This is a genomic window from Thiohalophilus sp., from assembly GCF_031581315.1.
Taxonomy (GTDB): Bacteria; Pseudomonadota; Gammaproteobacteria; order UBA6429; family Thiohalophilaceae; genus Thiohalophilus.
Genome location: NZ_JAVLAZ010000048.1, coordinates 1 through 16,157, shown reverse-complemented (window position 1 = coordinate 16,157; position 16,157 = coordinate 1). Strand labels below are relative to the sequence as shown.

The 16,157-nt window shown below is 59.4% G+C and carries 19 protein-coding genes; 8 read left to right on the top strand and 11 right to left on the bottom strand.

Annotated elements, in window-relative coordinates; all coding sequences use genetic code 11:
- The 5 genes from RI563_RS08470 to metG all read right to left on the bottom strand — a co-directional run.
- On the bottom strand, positions 1 to 239 hold a 239-nt coding region (locus tag RI563_RS08470), incomplete at its 3' end, for an RnfABCDGE type electron transport complex subunit D (protein ID WP_310693942.1).
- Positions 236 to 1,831 carry an electron transport complex subunit RsxC gene (rsxC, locus tag RI563_RS08465; RefSeq protein ID WP_310693935.1) on the bottom strand — a complete coding sequence of 532 codons (1,596 nt, stop codon included), beginning with the start codon at positions 1,829 to 1,831 and terminating at the stop codon, positions 236 to 238. The genes RI563_RS08470 and rsxC, both read right to left, overlap by 4 nt.
- Complete coding sequence (gene rsxB / locus RI563_RS08460; RefSeq protein WP_310693934.1) at positions 1,828 to 2,397, bottom strand: electron transport complex subunit RsxB; 570 nt, start codon at positions 2,395 to 2,397, stop codon at positions 1,828 to 1,830. The genes rsxC and rsxB overlap by 4 nt, the downstream gene beginning before the upstream one ends.
- Before the next feature lie 9 nt (positions 2,398 to 2,406).
- Positions 2,407 to 2,985 carry an electron transport complex subunit RsxA gene (rsxA, locus tag RI563_RS08455; protein ID WP_310693933.1) on the bottom strand — a complete coding sequence of 193 codons (579 nt, stop codon included), beginning with the start codon at positions 2,983 to 2,985 and terminating at the stop codon, positions 2,407 to 2,409.
- A 188-nt stretch (positions 2,986 to 3,173) separates the two neighbouring features.
- Positions 3,174 to 5,204 carry a methionine--tRNA ligase gene (gene metG, locus RI563_RS08450; RefSeq protein WP_310693932.1) on the bottom strand — a complete coding sequence of 677 codons (2,031 nt, stop codon included), beginning with the start codon at positions 5,202 to 5,204 and terminating at the stop codon, positions 3,174 to 3,176.
- A 203-nt stretch (positions 5,205 to 5,407) separates the two neighbouring features.
- Between metG and apbC the strand changes: the two genes are divergently transcribed.
- From apbC to RI563_RS08435, 3 genes are all read left to right on the top strand, one after another.
- Positions 5,408 to 6,499 (top strand): iron-sulfur cluster carrier protein ApbC, encoded by a 1,092-nt coding sequence (gene apbC, locus RI563_RS08445; protein WP_310693931.1) that lies wholly within the window; start codon positions 5,408 to 5,410, stop codon positions 6,497 to 6,499.
- A gap of 283 nt (positions 6,500 to 6,782) precedes the next feature.
- Entirely contained in the window at positions 6,783 to 7,349 is a 567-nt protein-coding gene (gene dcd / locus RI563_RS08440; protein ID WP_310693930.1) for a dCTP deaminase, read from the top strand.
- A 110-nt stretch (positions 7,350 to 7,459) separates the two neighbouring features.
- Entirely contained in the window at positions 7,460 to 7,714 is a 255-nt protein-coding gene (locus RI563_RS08435; protein WP_310693929.1) for a hypothetical protein, read from the top strand.
- 412 nt (positions 7,715 to 8,126) lie between these two features.
- Here the strand turns inward: RI563_RS08435 and RI563_RS08430 are convergent, their stop codons facing one another.
- The 3 genes from RI563_RS08430 to purM all read right to left on the bottom strand — a co-directional run bounded on the left by RI563_RS08430 (position 8,127) and on the right by purM (position 10,778).
- The gene (locus RI563_RS08430) at positions 8,127 to 8,834 is read right to left on the bottom strand and encodes a DUF3108 domain-containing protein (RefSeq protein ID WP_310693928.1); all 708 of its coding nucleotides are present in this window, start codon (positions 8,832 to 8,834) and stop codon (positions 8,127 to 8,129) included.
- Between the two features lie 214 nt (positions 8,835 to 9,048).
- Positions 9,049 to 9,720, bottom strand: coding sequence for a phosphoribosylglycinamide formyltransferase (gene purN / locus RI563_RS08425; protein WP_310693927.1), 672 nt, complete (start codon positions 9,718 to 9,720; stop codon positions 9,049 to 9,051).
- Positions 9,717 to 10,778, bottom strand: coding sequence for a phosphoribosylformylglycinamidine cyclo-ligase (gene purM / locus RI563_RS08420; protein ID WP_310693926.1), 1,062 nt, complete (start codon positions 10,776 to 10,778; stop codon positions 9,717 to 9,719). The genes purN and purM overlap by 4 nt, the downstream gene beginning before the upstream one ends.
- 153 nt (positions 10,779 to 10,931) lie before the next feature.
- Between purM and RI563_RS08415 the strand changes: the two genes are divergently transcribed.
- The 4 genes from RI563_RS08415 to hda are packed head-to-tail and all read left to right on the top strand — an operon-like array spanning position 10,932 to position 14,381.
- Entirely contained in the window at positions 10,932 to 12,065 is a 1,134-nt protein-coding gene (locus tag RI563_RS08415) for a DUF2066 domain-containing protein (RefSeq protein WP_310693925.1), read from the top strand.
- Positions 12,062 to 12,628 (top strand): CDP-alcohol phosphatidyltransferase family protein, encoded by a 567-nt coding sequence (locus RI563_RS08410; RefSeq protein WP_310693924.1) that lies wholly within the window; start codon positions 12,062 to 12,064, stop codon positions 12,626 to 12,628. Before RI563_RS08415 ends, RI563_RS08410 begins: the two co-directional genes overlap by 4 nt.
- A complete protein-coding gene (locus RI563_RS08405) occupies positions 12,625 to 13,695 on the top strand; it encodes an AI-2E family transporter (protein WP_310693923.1) in 1,071 nt (356 codons plus the stop codon). Before RI563_RS08410 ends, RI563_RS08405 begins: the two co-directional genes overlap by 4 nt.
- A complete protein-coding gene (hda, locus tag RI563_RS08400) occupies positions 13,692 to 14,381 on the top strand; it encodes a DnaA regulatory inactivator Hda (RefSeq protein ID WP_411293571.1) in 690 nt (229 codons plus the stop codon). Before RI563_RS08405 ends, hda begins: the two co-directional genes overlap by 4 nt.
- Here the strand turns inward: hda and RI563_RS08395 are convergent.
- Genes RI563_RS08395 through arsC form a run of 3 tightly spaced genes read right to left on the bottom strand, consistent with a single transcriptional unit; the run spans position 14,332 to position 15,693 of the window.
- Positions 14,332 to 14,727, bottom strand: coding sequence for a DUF2069 domain-containing protein (locus RI563_RS08395; protein WP_310693922.1), 396 nt, complete (start codon positions 14,725 to 14,727; stop codon positions 14,332 to 14,334). The genes hda and RI563_RS08395 overlap by 50 nt on opposite strands.
- 4 nt (positions 14,728 to 14,731) lie before the next feature.
- The gene (gene wrbA, locus RI563_RS08390; RefSeq protein ID WP_310693921.1) at positions 14,732 to 15,340 is read right to left on the bottom strand and encodes an NAD(P)H:quinone oxidoreductase; all 609 of its coding nucleotides are present in this window, start codon (positions 15,338 to 15,340) and stop codon (positions 14,732 to 14,734) included.
- Complete coding sequence (gene arsC, locus RI563_RS08385; RefSeq protein WP_310693940.1) at positions 15,337 to 15,693, bottom strand: arsenate reductase (glutaredoxin); 357 nt, start codon at positions 15,691 to 15,693, stop codon at positions 15,337 to 15,339. Before arsC ends, wrbA begins: the two co-directional genes overlap by 4 nt.
- Before the next feature lie 119 nt (positions 15,694 to 15,812).
- Between arsC and RI563_RS08380 the strand changes: the two genes are divergently transcribed.
- A complete protein-coding gene (locus RI563_RS08380) occupies positions 15,813 to 16,130 on the top strand; it encodes a DUF4398 domain-containing protein (RefSeq protein ID WP_310693920.1) in 318 nt (105 codons plus the stop codon).
- Positions 16,131 to 16,157 lie beyond the last annotated feature (27 nt).

The window sequence follows — 16,157 nt, the reverse complement described above, 5'->3', positions numbered from 1 at the left end:
ACCACCGCGCTGCCATCCATCAAAAAAGGTTTGATGGGCCGTTTGCGCAGGTGCAGCATCAGCCCCTCGGCAGCCAGCGCCGTGACGACCGCCAGCGTGATATTGATTATGACGCCCGGGCCGAAAAAGTGCGTATACGCCAGCACGCCGGGGATCAGTGCATAGATCACCGCCAGCATCATTCGGTTGACCCGGTTTCCGCTTTGTATATGCGGTGAGCTGTGTAACGACAGGTTCATGATTCTTCCTTGTCATCGTTCTTTACGGTCGCATCATCCGCGGTGTTGTCCGTTGATGCGGATTCCGCCCGGCGTGCCCTGGCCCGGGCCTTGGCCGCTTCAATGGTCGCTTTTTTGTTATCGTCGCTTTCGGTTTTGTCGCCCTGACTTTTCTTTAGCATTTCTTTTTTGCGCTGTTTGCGTTCCTCGTCTTCGCGTTTTTTGCGTTCCAGACGTTCCTGGCGGAACTCATGCCGTTCGCGGGCCAGATCGGCTTTGCGCTTCTCCCGTTCCTGGGCCCAGATTTCAGTCTTGGCAAAGCGATAGTACTGCACCAGCGGAATATGGCTGGGACAAACATAGGCGCAGCAGCCGCACTCGATACAGTCAAACAGATTGAAGTCCTGGACCCGATCGAAATTTTTTGCCCTTGCATACCAGTAAAGCTGTTGCGGCAGCAGTTGTGCCGGGCAGACCCGAGCGCATTCACCACAACGGATACAGGGCATAGGGGTATGTTGTTCAGCGGCGCGCGGCCAGGAAAGAATACAATTGGTCGTTTTGATGACCGGGACACCGGGCGTGGCCACGTTGAAGCCCATTAACGGACCGCCCATGATCAGCTCATGATCTTTATCGTCGCGCCAGCCACACTGTTCGAGCAGAGCAGAGAAGGGCGTGCCGATCAAAACATCCAGATTGGAGGGTTGACCGATTGCCTCGCCGGTGACGGTGACATAACGGGAGATCAACGGTTTGCCATGATGGATGGCATCCGCCACGGCCGCGGCGGTGCCGACATTGTGACAGACTGTATTGATGTCCAGCGGCAGGCCGTGACTGGGTACTTCCTTGCCGGTGAGGATCTTGATCAGCTGTTTCTCGCCGCCGCTGGGGTAAATGGTCGGGACCTGCACCAGTTCAATGAATGTTTTTTCCTCGTCACTCAGTGCTTCGCGCAGGCTTTCATAGGCGCGGGGCTGGTTGTCTTCCAGGGCGATGATGCAATGTCTGGCCTGAACTGCATGGCGCATGATCAACATGCCATCGATAATGCGCCGCGGTTGTTCCTGTATCAGGATCGCATCGCAAGTAATATACGGTTCACATTCGGCGCCATTGAGAATCAGGGTGTCGATGACATTGCCAGGACCGGCGTTGAGTTTGATAAAGGCAGGAAAGCCGGCGCCACCCATACCGACAATACCGGCCTCGCGGATGACATTGCGCAGGGCGCTGGGTTCCAGATCGGCATAGTCGGGTCGGGGCGTCAGTTCGGTCCACTCATCTTCGCCGTCGCTGTCGATCACGATACAGGGTGCCTGCAAACCCGAGGGGTGGGGAATGGGGTAATCATCGATCGTACGGACCGTGCCGGAGGTGGGTGCGTGCACCGGGACACTCACGTATTCGGTGGCATGGGCCAGACGTTGCCCTTTCAGGACGCGCTGTCCGACTTCGACTTCCGGTTCGGCCGGCTCGCCGATATGTTGCTGCAAGGGAACGATCAATTGCGGCGGGATGGTGGCGGTATGGACCGGCTCCTGCATGGATTCGGCCTTGTGACCGGGCAGGCGCAAGCCGCCGTGAAAGTGCCACAGCCGGCGCTTCATGAGGAGCTGGCCTCGCGCGGCGGTTTTTCCAGCGGCAGTGGCGGTGCCGGCCATTTCCAGGTTTGCGGGGTCTCTTCCACCGGCTTGATGTGAATGCAATCCACCGGGCAGGGTTCGATACAGAGATCGCAACCGGTGCATTCGGATTCGATTACCGTGTGCATCTGCTTGGCGGCACCGACGATGGCATCCACCGGGCAGGCCTGGATACACAGGGTACAGCCGATACATTCGTTCTCGTCGATGTAAACGACCGTTTTCTCGCTGTGTTCGCCATGTTCCTCGTTGAGCGGCTTGGGATCGACACCCAGCAGATCGGCCAGTTGTTGAATGACTACCTCGCCACCGGGCGGACACTGGTTGATATCGGCTTCGCCTTTGGCGATCGCCTCGGCGTAGGGTCGGCAACCGGCATAGGTGCACTGGCCGCACTGGGTCTGCGGTAAAATGGCATCGATTTGATCCACCACCGGATCGCCTTCCACTTTGAAGCGTACCGAGGCAAAGCCCAGCAACAGGCCGAAGACCACGGCAAGCACAGCAAGAACGATAATGGCTTCAAACATGACGGTGGTTTATCCTCTGACCAGCCCGGCAAAACCCATAAAGGCCATCGACATCAGCCCGGCGGTGATCAGCGCAATGGAGGGGCCGCGAAAGATGGTTGGTACATCGGCGACCGCCAGACGTTCGCGCATGGCGGCGAACAGGATCAACACCAGCGAGAAGCCCACCGCGGCGCCGAAGCCGTACAGGGCCGATTCGATGAACCCGTGCTCGGTCTGCACGTTAAGCAGTGCCACGCCCAGCACGGCACAGTTGGTGGTGATCAGCGGCAAAAAGATCCCCAGTACCTGATAGAGCAGCGGACTGGTCTTGTGCACCAGCATCTCGGTGAACTGCACCACCACCGCGATGACCAGAATGAAGGAGATCGTTCTCAGGTATTCCAGCCCGAAAGGCGTCAGCAGATATTCGTTGACCAGATAACTGGAGATGGACGACAGCGTCAGCACAAAGGTGGTCGCCAGCGCCATCCCCGTGGCCGTCTCCAGCTTGCGCGAGACTCCCATGAAGGGACACAGCCCGAGAAACTTCACCAGAACGAAGTTGTTCACCAGGACCGTGCTGACAAGTATGAGGGCGTATTCCATATCAAATCACAGTGACGAGGGCCGAGGGACGAGGGACGAGGTTACAGCGTACTCCGTCAGGCCGATAAATTTAAGCATAGCGTGCTTCCACCCGGTTTGAGGTCGATCAAAGTCCCTATAAGTTATGTCAATGCTTTGATGAGGAACAGATGGATTCCTCGTCCCTCGTAACTCGTCCCTCGGCCCTGTTATTTCACGCGCATCCCCGGCTGAGCCCCGTCGTGCGGTTCCAGGATCCACAGATCTTCGCCACCGGGCCCGGCGGCCAGCACCATGCCTTCGGAGACGCCGAAGCGCATTTTGCGCGGTTTGAGGTTGGCGACCATGACGGTCAGTTTGCCCTCCAGATCCTCAGGGGTATAGGCGGACTTGATACCGGCGAAAACGTTGCGGGTTTCCGCGCCGATGTCCAGGGTCAGTTGCAACAGCTTGTCGGCGCCTTCTACGTGCTCGGCTTTGACGATACGGGCGATGCGCAGATCGATTTTGGCAAAGTCATCGAATTCTATCTGCCCGGCGATCGGCTCGATGTCGGCAGCCGGTTCTGACGCGCCGGGCGCGGTTTGCTGCAGATCCTGTTTCGATTCGTCGATCATGGCGTCGATGTGCTCCTTTTCAATCCGGGTCATCAGCGGTTTGAATTTGTTGATCGTATGGTTGGTGAGCGGGTTGGTTATGTCTTGCCAGTGCAGGGCGTCGATATTCAAAAATGCCTCGGCGCCGGCGGCCAGTTTGGGCAATACCGGCTTGAGGTAGGTGACCAGCACCCGAAACAAATTGAGGCCGACGCTGCAGATATTCTGCAGAGCCTGATCGGAGCCTTCCTGCTTGGCAATCACCCAGGGTTTTTCCGCGTCGATATACTGGTTGGCCTGATCCGCCAGGGCCATGATCTCGCGCATGGCATGGCCGAATTCGCGGTTCTCATACAAATCCGCGATGGATTCACGCGCTTCGGCAAACTGTTGATAGAGCTCGGGTTCGCTGCAGGTGTCGGCGAGCCGGCCTTCGAAGCGCTTGTGAATGAAGCCGGCGCAACGGCTGGCGATGTTGACCACCTTGCCGACCAGATCCGAGTTCACCCGCTGCTGGAAATCTTCCAGGCTCAAATCGATATCCTCGATACCGCTGCCCAGCTTGGCGGCGAAGTAATAGCGCAGGTATTCGGGATTGAGATGCTTTAAATAGGTTCGCGCCTGAATAAAGGTGCCGCGCGATTTGGACATCTTCTGATTGTTGACGGTCAAAAAGCCGTGGCAGAAGACCGCGCTGGGGGTACGAAAGCCGGCGCCGTGCAACATGGCGGGCCAGAACAGGGTGTGGAAGTAGGCGATGTCCTTGCCGATGAAATGGTAGACCTCGTAGTCGCTCTCCCTGTCCCAGTAGCGATCGAAGTCGAGGTCGTCGCTTCGGTCGCACAGCTGCTTGAAACTGGCCATGTAGCCGATAGGTGCATCCAGCCAGACATAGAAGTATTTGCCCGGGGCGTCGGGGATTTCGAAACCGAAGTAGGGCGCATCGCGGGAGATGTCCCAGTCCTGCAGCCCGGCGTCGAACCATTCGTGCAGCTTGTTGGCGATCACCGGCTGTACATGATCACCCAGGGTCCAGTCGCGCAGCATTGCCTCGAAATCGCCCAGCGCGAAAAAGTAGTGTTCCGATTCCTTTTCTATGGGCGTGGCGCCGGAGAGCGCGGAGACGGGGTTTTTCAGTTCGGTCGGCGTGTAGGTGGCACCGCACGCCTCGCAGCTGTCGCCGTACTGATCCGCCGCGCCGCAGCGGGGACACTCGCCCTTGATGAAACGGTCCGGCAGGAACATCTGCTTTTCGGGATCGAAGGCCTGTTTGATCACCCGGGTGTGGATATGACCGGCATCGCACAAGCGACGATATATCAGGGACGCCAGTTCGCGATTTTCGTCCGAATGGGTCGAGTGATAGTTGTCGAAGCCGATGTCGAAGGCGGCGAAATCCGCGGTATGTTCATCATGCGTGCGGGCGATCAGCGCCTCGGGATCGATGCCCTCGCTCTGGGCACGCAGCATGATCGGGGTGCCATGGGCGTCGTCGGCGCAGACATAGGTACACTGATGACCTTGCATTTTCTGAAAGCGAACCCAGATATCGGTCTGGATATATTCCACCAGATGGCCGAGATGGATCGAGCCGTTGGCATAGGGCAGGGCGCTGGTAACAAGGATGTGACGCGGTGTGGGCATGGTCTCTGATCGCCAAAATCGTAGGCTTGCAAAAGCCGCATACCCTAGCAGGAATGGGCGTTTGCGACCAGTTGCAAATCATTTCCCTTGCAGTTTAGAGGGATTTGAGGCGAAATTCGCACTCGCTCCGGAATTTGTGTAACATACGCCTCCCGAGTATTTTACTCGGTTATTTAACCACATAAACTATCAGGAGAAACGAGATGGCAGACGTCTCCCAGACACAGATTGAAGAAGCACTGAAACAGGTCACCGATCCAAACATGGAAAAGGACCCGGTCAGCGCCAAAGCGGTCAAGGACATCAAGATTGACGGCGACAAGGTGAGCGTCGACATCGTGCTCGGTTATCCCGCGGCTGGCTACAAGGACAAACTGGCCGCCCAGCTCAAGGAAAAGGTCGAAGCGGTCGACGGTGTCAGTAGCGCCGAGTTCAACATCACCTGGAAGATCGTTTCCCATAGCGTTCAAAAAGGCGTTGAGCCCATCAAGGGCGTCAAGAACATCATTGCCGTGGCCTCCGGCAAGGGCGGCGTGGGCAAATCCACCACGGCGGTCAACCTGGCCCTGGCCCTGTCGGCCGAAGGCGCCAGGGTCGGTATCCTGGATGCGGACATCTACGGTCCCAGCATGCCGCGTATGCTGGGTGTCACCGGTCAGCCCGAATCCGAGGACGGCAAGAGCCTGAAGCCGATGAAAAGCTATGACATCCAGTCCATGTCCATCGGCTATCTGATCGACGAGGAAACCCCCATGATCTGGCGTGGCCCGATGGTTACCCAGGCGCTGGAGCAGCTGCTCAACGACACCCAGTGGGATGAGGTCGATTACCTGGTCATCGACCTGCCGCCGGGTACCGGCGACACCCAGCTGACCCTGGCGCAGAAGGTGCCTGTCACCGGCGCGGTCATCGTCACCACTCCACAGGATATTGCCCTGCTCGACGCCCGCAAGGGACTGAAGATGTTCGAGAAGGTCGAGGTGCCGGTGCTGGGGATCATTGAAAACATGAGCATTCACATCTGCTCCAACTGTGGCCACGAAGAGCATATCTTCGGCGAAGGCGGCGGTCAGCGCATGGCCGAACAGAATCATGTTGACCTGCTGGGTTCCCTGCCGCTGGAAATGTCCATCCGCAGCTCCACCGACGAAGGCAAGCCTTCCGTGGCAGCCGATCCGGATAGCCGGGTCGCGGAAATCTATCGCGACATCTCCCGCCGGGTCGCGGCCAAACTGTCGCTCAAGGCCAAGGACTATAGCGCGAGCTTTCCGAAAATCGTTATTCAGAACAACTAGTTCGGAACAACGAGGCCAGAGTAAACGGGGCACTTCCGTGCCCCGTTTCATTTCCGGCGATCCACTTTTGAACTTCTCTGGAATAAAACGCGGAGGGCGCAGAGTCGCAGAGGCGCGGAGGAAAGGAATCTTTCTGCATTGCATGTTTGTTCTCTGCGTCTCCGCGCCTCTGCGAACTCCGCGTTTTGTTGTCAGGGCTGCGAAAAAGGGTTGGCCAGGGTCTCTCGTTACTCGTCCCTTTTTGGATTAGAATAGCCCCTCGTTTTTCGAGGAGTGGGGCAGCATGAGTATCAAGGCGGACAAGTGGATCAAGCGCATGGCCGAGCAGGAGGGCATGATCGAGCCGTTCGAGTCGGGACAGGTGCGGGAGGTCGATGGCCAGAAGATCGTCTCCTATGGAACCTCCAGTTACGGGTATGATGTGCGCTGTTCCGACGAGTTCAAGATTTTCACCAACATCAACTCCGCCATCGTCGATCCCAAGGATTTTGACCACCAGAGCTTTGTCGACTTCAAGGGCGATGTCTGCATTATCCCGCCCAACTCCTTTGCCCTGGCCAGCACTGTGGAGTACTTTCGCATCCCGCGCAGTGTGCTGACCATCTGTCTGGGCAAGTCGACCTATGCCCGCTGCGGCATCATCGTCAACGTCACCCCGCTGGAGCCGGACTGGGAAGGGCATGTCACGCTGGAATTTTCCAACACCACGCCGTTGCCGGCGAAGATCTATGCCAATGAGGGCGTGGCGCAAATGCTGTTTCTGGAATCCGATGAGGTCTGCGAAACCTCCTACAAGGATCGCGGCGGCAAATACCAGGGCCAGCGCGGGGTGACCTTGCCCAGGGCCTGAATCCCGGGCCGCCCGGCCCGGCCTTCTCCAAATGAGAATGATTCCTATTGCAATACTAGGAGGGCCTGGTATTATCGCAAATGAGAATCATTATCATTTTGGAGGATCATATGCATCTGCAACTGGAATCCCGCCTCGGGGATGTCACCCCGAGTCTGCAAATCCGTGCCGCCGCCAGCGGCCAGGTCCTGGTCGAACTGGATTCCCGCCGCTTGCGCCCCTTGCTGGATCGCGGCGAAGTTTCCCCCACCGTGGTCGAATCCCACGGCGTCTCCGATCGTCGCATCATGGCCCTGGTAGACCGGCTCGGTTGCTGGCGCGAGTTTGTGCGCGGTTGCCTGAACGATCCGGCTGCGGCCAGTTGAGAACGTCGAGGCCCACTGTCATTGCAGGTAATGTGTGGCGTTTACCTGTCTGCCATTTATCAAACTCACCGGGAAATAACGCGGAGGACGCGGAGGCGCGGAGTCGCAGAGAAAGATAATTTTTCTATCATGCTCTGTGACTCCGCGCCTTTGTGCTGCAACGGTCTGGTAAAGAGAGGCTACCCGCAAAGTCACGCAGGCTATCGCCAATGTGACCTACGCGGCTCCGCGTTGAATGAACAGGTTTCGGTTCCTGTGAAGTAACGCGAAGACGTTGATGCCCGTTGTTTGGGTACGGAGACGCTGAGTTGTAAAGTTATTTTCTCCGCGCCTTTGCGCCTCCGCGTCCTCCGCGTTGAATTGCAACAGGCTGTTAAAAGCGGCTACTCGTCCCTCGTCCCTACCCGAAGGGCTAGAGGGACTTGCCGTTGTAACGGCGTAGTTTTAATTCGATGGTGTCGCCATCGGAATCAAGACGGCGGGTTTGATAGGGCAGGTAATCCAGTTCTCTGGCGCACCAGAAGGTGTAGGTGCGGTTGCGCTTCTGGTCATAATACTCCATGACCACGGTGTGCAGTTTGCCCATGGCGGTATCGAAGGTTTTTTCGCCGCGTGGGATCAAGGTGTAGTCTTCAATCCGTTTTTTATCGGCGATGCGATATTCCAGTTTGCGGATGCTTTGTTGCAAATCAAGCATCATGGCGAACTGGAAAGTCATCAGGTCCTGGTCGTTCTTCTGCAGGGGCGGCGTTTCATCCAGCAGGCTGTGGCGCAGCAGCTGTGCCTGGCGATCGTAGTCGACTTCGAAGGTTTCCGGCTTTTTGCCGTTTTTATGATAGCGATAATGCAGTGGTTGAATGTGGCCGTCGACAAACCGGAAACGGCTGGTCTCTTTCACGGTGTCGGAGACAAACAGGGCTGCGAATCCTTCCGCCTTGGTGACGGCCCGCGCAGTATACTCATTATCGCCGGTTTTGCGCAGCGTGCGCTGATTGCTGCCCAGATTGAAACCGTCTTTGCTGACGCTGTACTCGATATCCAGTGCCGGCAGCTCGGCGTTTGCCGCGAGGGGTAAACCGACCAGCAGGCTGAGGAGAAGGGTGCGAAATAGGGAATTCAAGGTGCCACCATTAAAGAAGGTTGGTTTTAATCTTTCGCCAGGACGTAAAGACGCAAAGTGAAACGGTATTCTTCACATGCCGGCAATTTTGCGAGAGCGTCTCTTAATTATAATCAGACAACGCTGTTGCGGCAGGTTCATTTTTAATTGTTTTGCCAGGGACGGTTAATACCAGGAGAAAGCGTTCCTGGCGGGCCGGCGCCGCGGGCGAGCATTAATTTTCTGCCCGATACCGGCGTTGCTGTTCGCTGATCGGACTGCCGTCGAATAATACGCTATCGTCTTCGAGGCGCACGCGGTCGCGGGCGATCCAGTCCACTACCTGCGGGTAGATGCGGTGCTCCTGTTCGTGGACTTTTTGGGCCAGACTCTCGGGCGTATCGCTGGCTTCGATCGGCACGCTGGCCTGCAGAATGATCGGTCCGCCGTCCAGCTCCGGGGTGACATAGTGGACGCTACAGCCATGTTCGGTGTCGCCGGCTTCCAGGGCCCGCTGATGGGTATTGAGGCCCTTGTAGCGCGGCAGCAGGGAAGGGTGAATATTGATCATGCGTCCCTGGTAATGGCGTACAAAGTCATCGCTTAATATCCGCATGAACCCGGCCAGGATGATCAGGCCGGGGCGGTACTCGTCGATCAGCGCCTGCAGGGCGATGTCGTACGCCTCGCGTGAGTTATAGTCGCGATGACTGAGGATGCGGGCGGCAATGCCCGCCTGTTCGGCGCGCTGGAGGCCGTAGGCGTCGGCCCGGTTGCTGATTACCGCCACAATCCGGGCCGGGGTATCTCCCTGGTGAATCTGATCGATCAGCGCCTGCAGATTGGTCCCGCTGCCGGAGATCAGGACCACGATGCGCAGCGGGTTCGATGTTGCAGGGTCGCTCATGAGGCGTCGCGTATGCGTACCTGTGGCTCGCCATCGGCGGCATCGATCCGGCCGATGATCAGCGGGGCTTCGCCCTGTTCCTGCAATATGCTCAGGCAGGTGTCGGCATCGTCGGCACCCACTATCAACACCATCCCCAGTCCGTTGTTGAATGTGCGGAACATCTCTTCATCAGCGATGTTGCCCTGTTTCTGCAGCCAGTCGAAGACCGGCGGACGTTGCCAGCTTTGCCGGTTGATGACGGCGGCCGTGTCGGTCGGCATGACCCGCGGCAGATTTTCGAGCAGGCCGCCGCCGGTGATGTGCGCCAGGGCGTGGACGTTGATTTGCTCGAACAGGGCCAGCAACGGTTTGATGTAAATCCGGGTGGGAGCGAGCAACGCCTCGCCCAGGGTAGTGTCGCCCAACGGGGCGTTCAGATCGGCGCCGCTGATCTCGATAATTTTGCGAATCAGTGAATAACCGTTGGAATGCGGACCGCTGGCGGGCAGACCAATCAGCACATCGCCGGCCCCCACGCGTGTGCCGTCGATGATGCGACTTTTTTCCACCACCCCGACACAAAACCCGGCCAGGTCATAATCGTCGCCCTGATACATGCCGGGCATTTCCGCGGTCTCACCGCCGCTCAATGCCGCACCGGCCTGACGACAACCTTCGGCGATGCCTTTGATAACATCGGCGGCGGCCTCGACATTGAGGCGCCCGGTGGCGTAATAATCGAGAAAGAACAGGGGCTCGGCACCCTGCACGATCAGATCGTTGACACACATGGCAACCAGATCGATGCCAATGGTATCGTGGCGCTGCATCTGCATGGCCAGCCTGAGCTTGGTGCCAACCCCGTCGGTGCCGGCGACCAGGACCGGCTCGCGATAGCGCCCCGGCGGCAGTTCGAACAGGGCGCCGAAACCGCCCAGTCCGCCCATGACTTCCGGGCGCCGGGTGCTGGCGGCATAGGGTTTGATACGATCGATCAGCTGGTTACCGGCATCGATATCCACGCCGGCATCACGGTAGCTCAGGCCACCGGACGGTGGGACACTGTCATTGGACACGAAAGTCTCCTGAAATTAGAGAATAGGGCGCACCTTTTGGGGGCCGCTTCAAGGCATAATACGCCTAGTCTATCAATTCGGTCGTCGGCTTGGAATCCACGGCTGTCCGACCGGTACAATGGGACCGCATCAGGTCAGAGGAATGGCAAGCGCATGAAGTATGACAAGCAACTGGGGATTCTTTTAGCGGGGTTGATATGGCTCGTGGCAACACCGCTGCCGGCGGAAGAGGTGCCGGGACTGTACGAGGCCGAGGTGCCGGTCGAGTCCCAGGATCGGGAGGTGCGTGAAGTCGCCCTTGGCGTGGCACTGAAACAGGTGCTGGTGCGGGTCACTGGCCGGCGCATGGTCCTGACCATGGCCGATATCGAACCGCTGCTGGAGCAGGCGCCCCGCTATGTTCAGCAGTTTCGCTATCAGACCCGGGAAGCGAACGGCAATGACGAGCCAACCGAACTGCTCTGGGTCCGTTTCGACAAACGGGCGGTGGATCGCCTGCTGCGTGAGAACGGTCTGCCGGTCTGGGGCCGCACCCGACCCGCAACCCTGATCTGGCTGGTGGTCGACGACCGCCGGGACCGCGAATTGCTGAGCAGCGACATGGATACCCGGGCCCGTCGGGCCATTGAACAGCAGGCCCGCCTGCGCGGCTTGCCGCTGCGTTTCCCGCTGATGGACCTGACCGATCGCCGTGTCATCAGCGTCAGCGATGTGTGGGGGAATTTCGAGGACAATATCCTGCAGGCCTCGGCCCGTTACGATGCCGAGGCGGTGCTGGTGGGGCGCGTGGCCCGGACCTCGTCGGGCGGCTGGAGCGGCCGCTGGAACCTGTATCAGGAGGGGCGCAGCCAGAACTGGAATGTGGCCGGGCAGGCACTGGAGGAAGCCGTTGTCCCCGCCGTTAATCGCCTGGCCGATCTGCTGGCCGAACAATTTGCCCGGATCGGACAAAACGATCAGCATGAAAAACTGCGTGTTCGGGTGGCCGATGTTAAGGGATTGGCGGATTTTAACCGGGTCATGAATTACCTCAAGGATCTGGCGCTGGTCGAAGAGGTGCACATCGAACAGCTCGAGGCCGACACTCTGACGCTGATTGTGAGTTCGCGACACGGACGCATCGCGATCAACCAGGCCGTCTCACTGGGCCATACCCTGAAGGCTGAAACCGTGTCGATGATGCCGGCGCAATCCAGCCTGCCCGTGACAGGCCAGGTGATCACGCAGGATACCGCGATGCCGTCGCAAACCCGTCCGGTCGATCTGCAGTATCGCCTGCTGCCGTGAATTTTCGCCAGCTGCCCAATCTGATCAGTCTCCTGCGCATCCTGCTGGTGGCGCCGGTGGTCTGGAGCCTCTTGCAGGGCGCCTATACCACGGCCCTGATACTGTTTCTGATTGCGGGGCTGTCGGACGGGCTGGACGGCTACCTGGCCCGGCGTTATCAGTGGATTACCCGCCTGGGCGGGTTTCTCGACCCGCTGGGCGACAAGCTGCTGATGGTCTGCGGTTATCTGACGCTGGGCTGGATCGGCGCTCTGCCGCTCTGGCTGGTGGGCACGGTGATCGCCCGGGATGTGATTATCGTGCTCGGCACCCTGGCGTATCGCTGGCTGATCGCCAACGTGGCGGCGCAGCCGCTGTTGATCAGCAAGCTCAATACCGGCTTGCAGATTGGGCTGGTGTTACTGGTGATCCTGTCACTGGCCGGTTGGCTCGATCTGCCAATGCTAATCAATGGGCTCATCTATCTGGTGTTTGTCACCACGGTCATGAGCGGGGTCAGTTACGTGACATTATGGGGCTATCGGGCCTGGCAGCAGTGGCCGACAAGGAGAAAACGGGCATGAGTGTACAACAACGATGGTGGCTGCTGGCTGCGATTGCTCTGACCGGAGCGGTGCTCTATCTGCTGGGGCCGGTGCTGGTGCCGTTTATCGGCGCGGCGATGCTCGCCTATGTGGCCGATCCGCTGGTGGATCGCCTGCAGGGCTGGAAACTGCCGCGCACTCTGGCCGTGGTGCTGGTGTTTGTGGTGCTTACCCTTGTAGCGCTGTTGCTGTTGCTGGTACTGATTCCGCTCATCGAGGAGCAGATCCGGGTGCTGGTGCAAAAACTGCCCCGTTATATCGACTGGTTGCAGGCCGAGGGCCTGCCGTGGCTGACCGCCCGGCTGGGACTGGCCGAAACCACGCTGGAACTCGATACGCTCAAAACCGCGATTCAGAAAAACTGGCAACAGGCCGGCGGCATTGCCCGCGAGACACTGGGCTCGGTCTCCCGTTCGGGGCTGGCGCTGGTCGGCTGGATCGCCAACCTGCTGATCATGGTGGTAGTGACCTTTTATTTATTGCGTGACTGGGAGCCGCTGCTGGATCGGATCCGGGCCCTGCTGCCGCGGCGCAGCGAGCAGACCGTGGTGCGCCTGGCACGGCAGTCCGATGAGGTGCTCGGCGCCTTTTTGCGTGGCCAGTTGCTGGTGATGCTGGCGCTGGGACTGATCTATTCGGTCGGGCTGTCGCTGATCGGGGTCGATTTTGCCCTGTTGATCGGCGCGATTGCCGGGCTGATCAGTTTCGTGCCCTATCTGGGAACCATTGTCGGGATCCTGCTGGCCCTGATCGCGGCCCTGATCCAGTTCCAGGATCCGATGTACCTGGTGTATGTCGGTATCGTGTTCGGCATCGGCCAGGTGCTGGAGGGAACCGTGCTGACGCCGTTGCTGGTGGGCGATCGCATCGGCATGCACCCGGTGGCGGTAATTTTCGCGGTGCTGGCCGGTGGTCAGTTGTTCGGCTTTATCGGGGTGCTGCTGGCGCTGCCGGTGGCGGCGGTGGCGATGGTGCTGTTGCGCTACGCCCATGAGCAGTACCGGCACAGCGATCTCTACACGGACGACCGTTCGGAGTCGGCATGATCCGGCAGCTGCCGTTAGGTGTGCGGCTACAGGACGCGGCCACCTTCGAGAATTTTTTACCGGCGGACAACGAACGGGTACTTGCTGCCCTGCACACGGCCGATGCGCCGTCGATCTATCTGTGGGGGGCTGCCGGCACCGGCAAATCGCACCTGCTGCAGGCGGTCTGCCATCAGGCGGCGGCGCAGAATCAGCGGGCCGCCTACCTGCCGCTGGCCGACCCCGGCCTGGAACCGGCCATGCTGGAAGGCATGGAGCAGTTCGATCGGCTCTGCCTGGACGATCTGGATGCGGTGGCCGGCGATCCCGCCTGGGAGACGGCGCTGTTTCATGTCTATAACCGCCTGACCGCCGCCGGCCATCAATTGCTGGTGACCGCCACCGGTTCACCGACGGCGCTGGGCATCCAGCTGCCCGATCTGCGCTCGCGCCTGGGTTGGGGGCCGGTATTTCAGTTGCAGCCGCTGGGCGATACGGCCAAGCGTCAGGCATTGCAACAGCGCGCCGCGGCCCGGGGGCTGAGCCTGGATGACGAGGTGGCCGCCTATCTGATGACCCGCTGCCCCCGGGACATGAGCTCGTTGTTTGCCCTGCTGGACGGGCTGGACGAGGCGTCACTGGCTGCCCAGCGCCGGCTCACGATTCCGTTTGTCCGGGAGTATCTGACCCGTCAGTCTGTCTCCTGAGCTGGCGTCCCCGGTAGCGCGCATAGAGCAGCGCGCCGCTGTAGAGCAGGACACTGAACAGAATCTCCAGACTCGCGTAAAGCCGTTCATCGGGGTTACTGTAAGCTTCCACCACACCATGAATGAAATAGATCAGGACCAGAAAGCTGGTCCAGGCATGGGTATAGGGCCGGCCGTGGAGCAGGCCACGCAGCGGGAACAACAGCGGACCGACCAGCAACAGCAGCACCAGCGATACCGGCAGCAATTGCGGCGGCGCCAGCACGGTCTGCCACAGCATCAGCAGGATTAGCAGGGCGAAATAGGCGCCCAGCGTCAGCCAGCGGGAAAAAGTAATAATATTCAATTGCTTACGCCTTGATCAGGCCGGCATCCAGCTGCGCCCGGGTGACCTGGGCCAGGCGCGTGCCCAGCGCCCGCGCCAGCTGCTCTTCCTCCTCAGTGAGGGGCAGATCGCTGTCGGGCCCGGCCAGGTGGCTGGCCCCGTAGGGGGTGCCGCCACTGCGGGTGGTATGCAGCGCCGTTTCGCTGTAGGGCAGTCCCAGCAGCAGCATACCGTGGTGTAGCAACGGCAGCATCATCGAGGTGAGCGTGGTCTCCTGGCCGCCGTGCATTGAGGCGGTCGAGGTGAATACCGCCGCCGGCTTGTTGACCAGCGCGCCCTGCAGCCAGAGCGGGCTGGTGGTATCGAGGAAATATTTGAGCGGCGCGGCCATGTTGCCGAAGCGAGTCGGACTGCCCAGTGCCAGGCCGTGACATTCCTGCAAATCCTCCAGCCGGACATAGGGGGCGCCGCTGTCGGGTACCGGCGGGTCGACGGCTTCCGGCGTGGGGGAGACCGGGGCGGCCGTACGCAGCCGGGCCTGGAGTCCGGCCTGTTCAATCCCGCGCGCCACCTGGCGGGCCAGTTCGGCGGTGGCGCCGTGACGGCTGTAATAGAGCACCAGAATCTCGCTCATGGAAGAATCTCCAGCACCTGTTCGGGTGGGCGCCCGATGGCGGCCTTATCCCCGGTGACCACGATCGGCCGCTCGATCAGTTTGGGGTGAGAGAGCATGGCATCGATCTGTGTGTCGCGATCAAGCGATTGATCATCAAGGTTATTTTCCCTGTATTCGGGCTCGTTTTTGCGCATCAGATCGCGCGGTTCCAGCCCCAGCCGATCGAGAATCTGCTCCAGCGTGGCGCGATCCGGCGGTGTCTTGAGGTATTCGACTACCCGGGGTTCATGGCCCTGTGCTTTTAATAACTCGAGCGTCTGCCGCGATTTGGAACAGCGGGGGTTGTGATAAATCGTCGGTTGCATATTGATTTTGTGCGTCTCTTTTTGATGATTGTCTGTCTGGCTTTGTATTCTAGCGGTTGTTGTCTTGACAGCCTATAGGGGCGGGGATACATTCGTTTGACCTTATATCTACCCGAATCGATTTAATGCGCCTGATCTCTTTGTCCCTGTTTTTTGGCTGGTATGTAGCAATACTGGCACTGACCGGCTGTGCCGTATCGGCCCCTGTTCAGGAAATGAGCAACGCCCGCCAGACCATCCAGGCGGCCAGGGATGCGGGCGCGCAGGAGCATGCCCCCGAACTGTTGTCGATCGCGGAAAAATTGCTCGATCGGGCCGCGCGCAAACTGGAGCAGGGGGATTACCCCATTGCCCGGGATTTCGCGCTCGAAGCCCAGGAGCAGGCGATGCTGGCCCGACAAAAAGCCGTCGATAAAACCGGAAACAGACCTCAAAACGATTGATATTTGCTTGCTATATGCGACCAAATC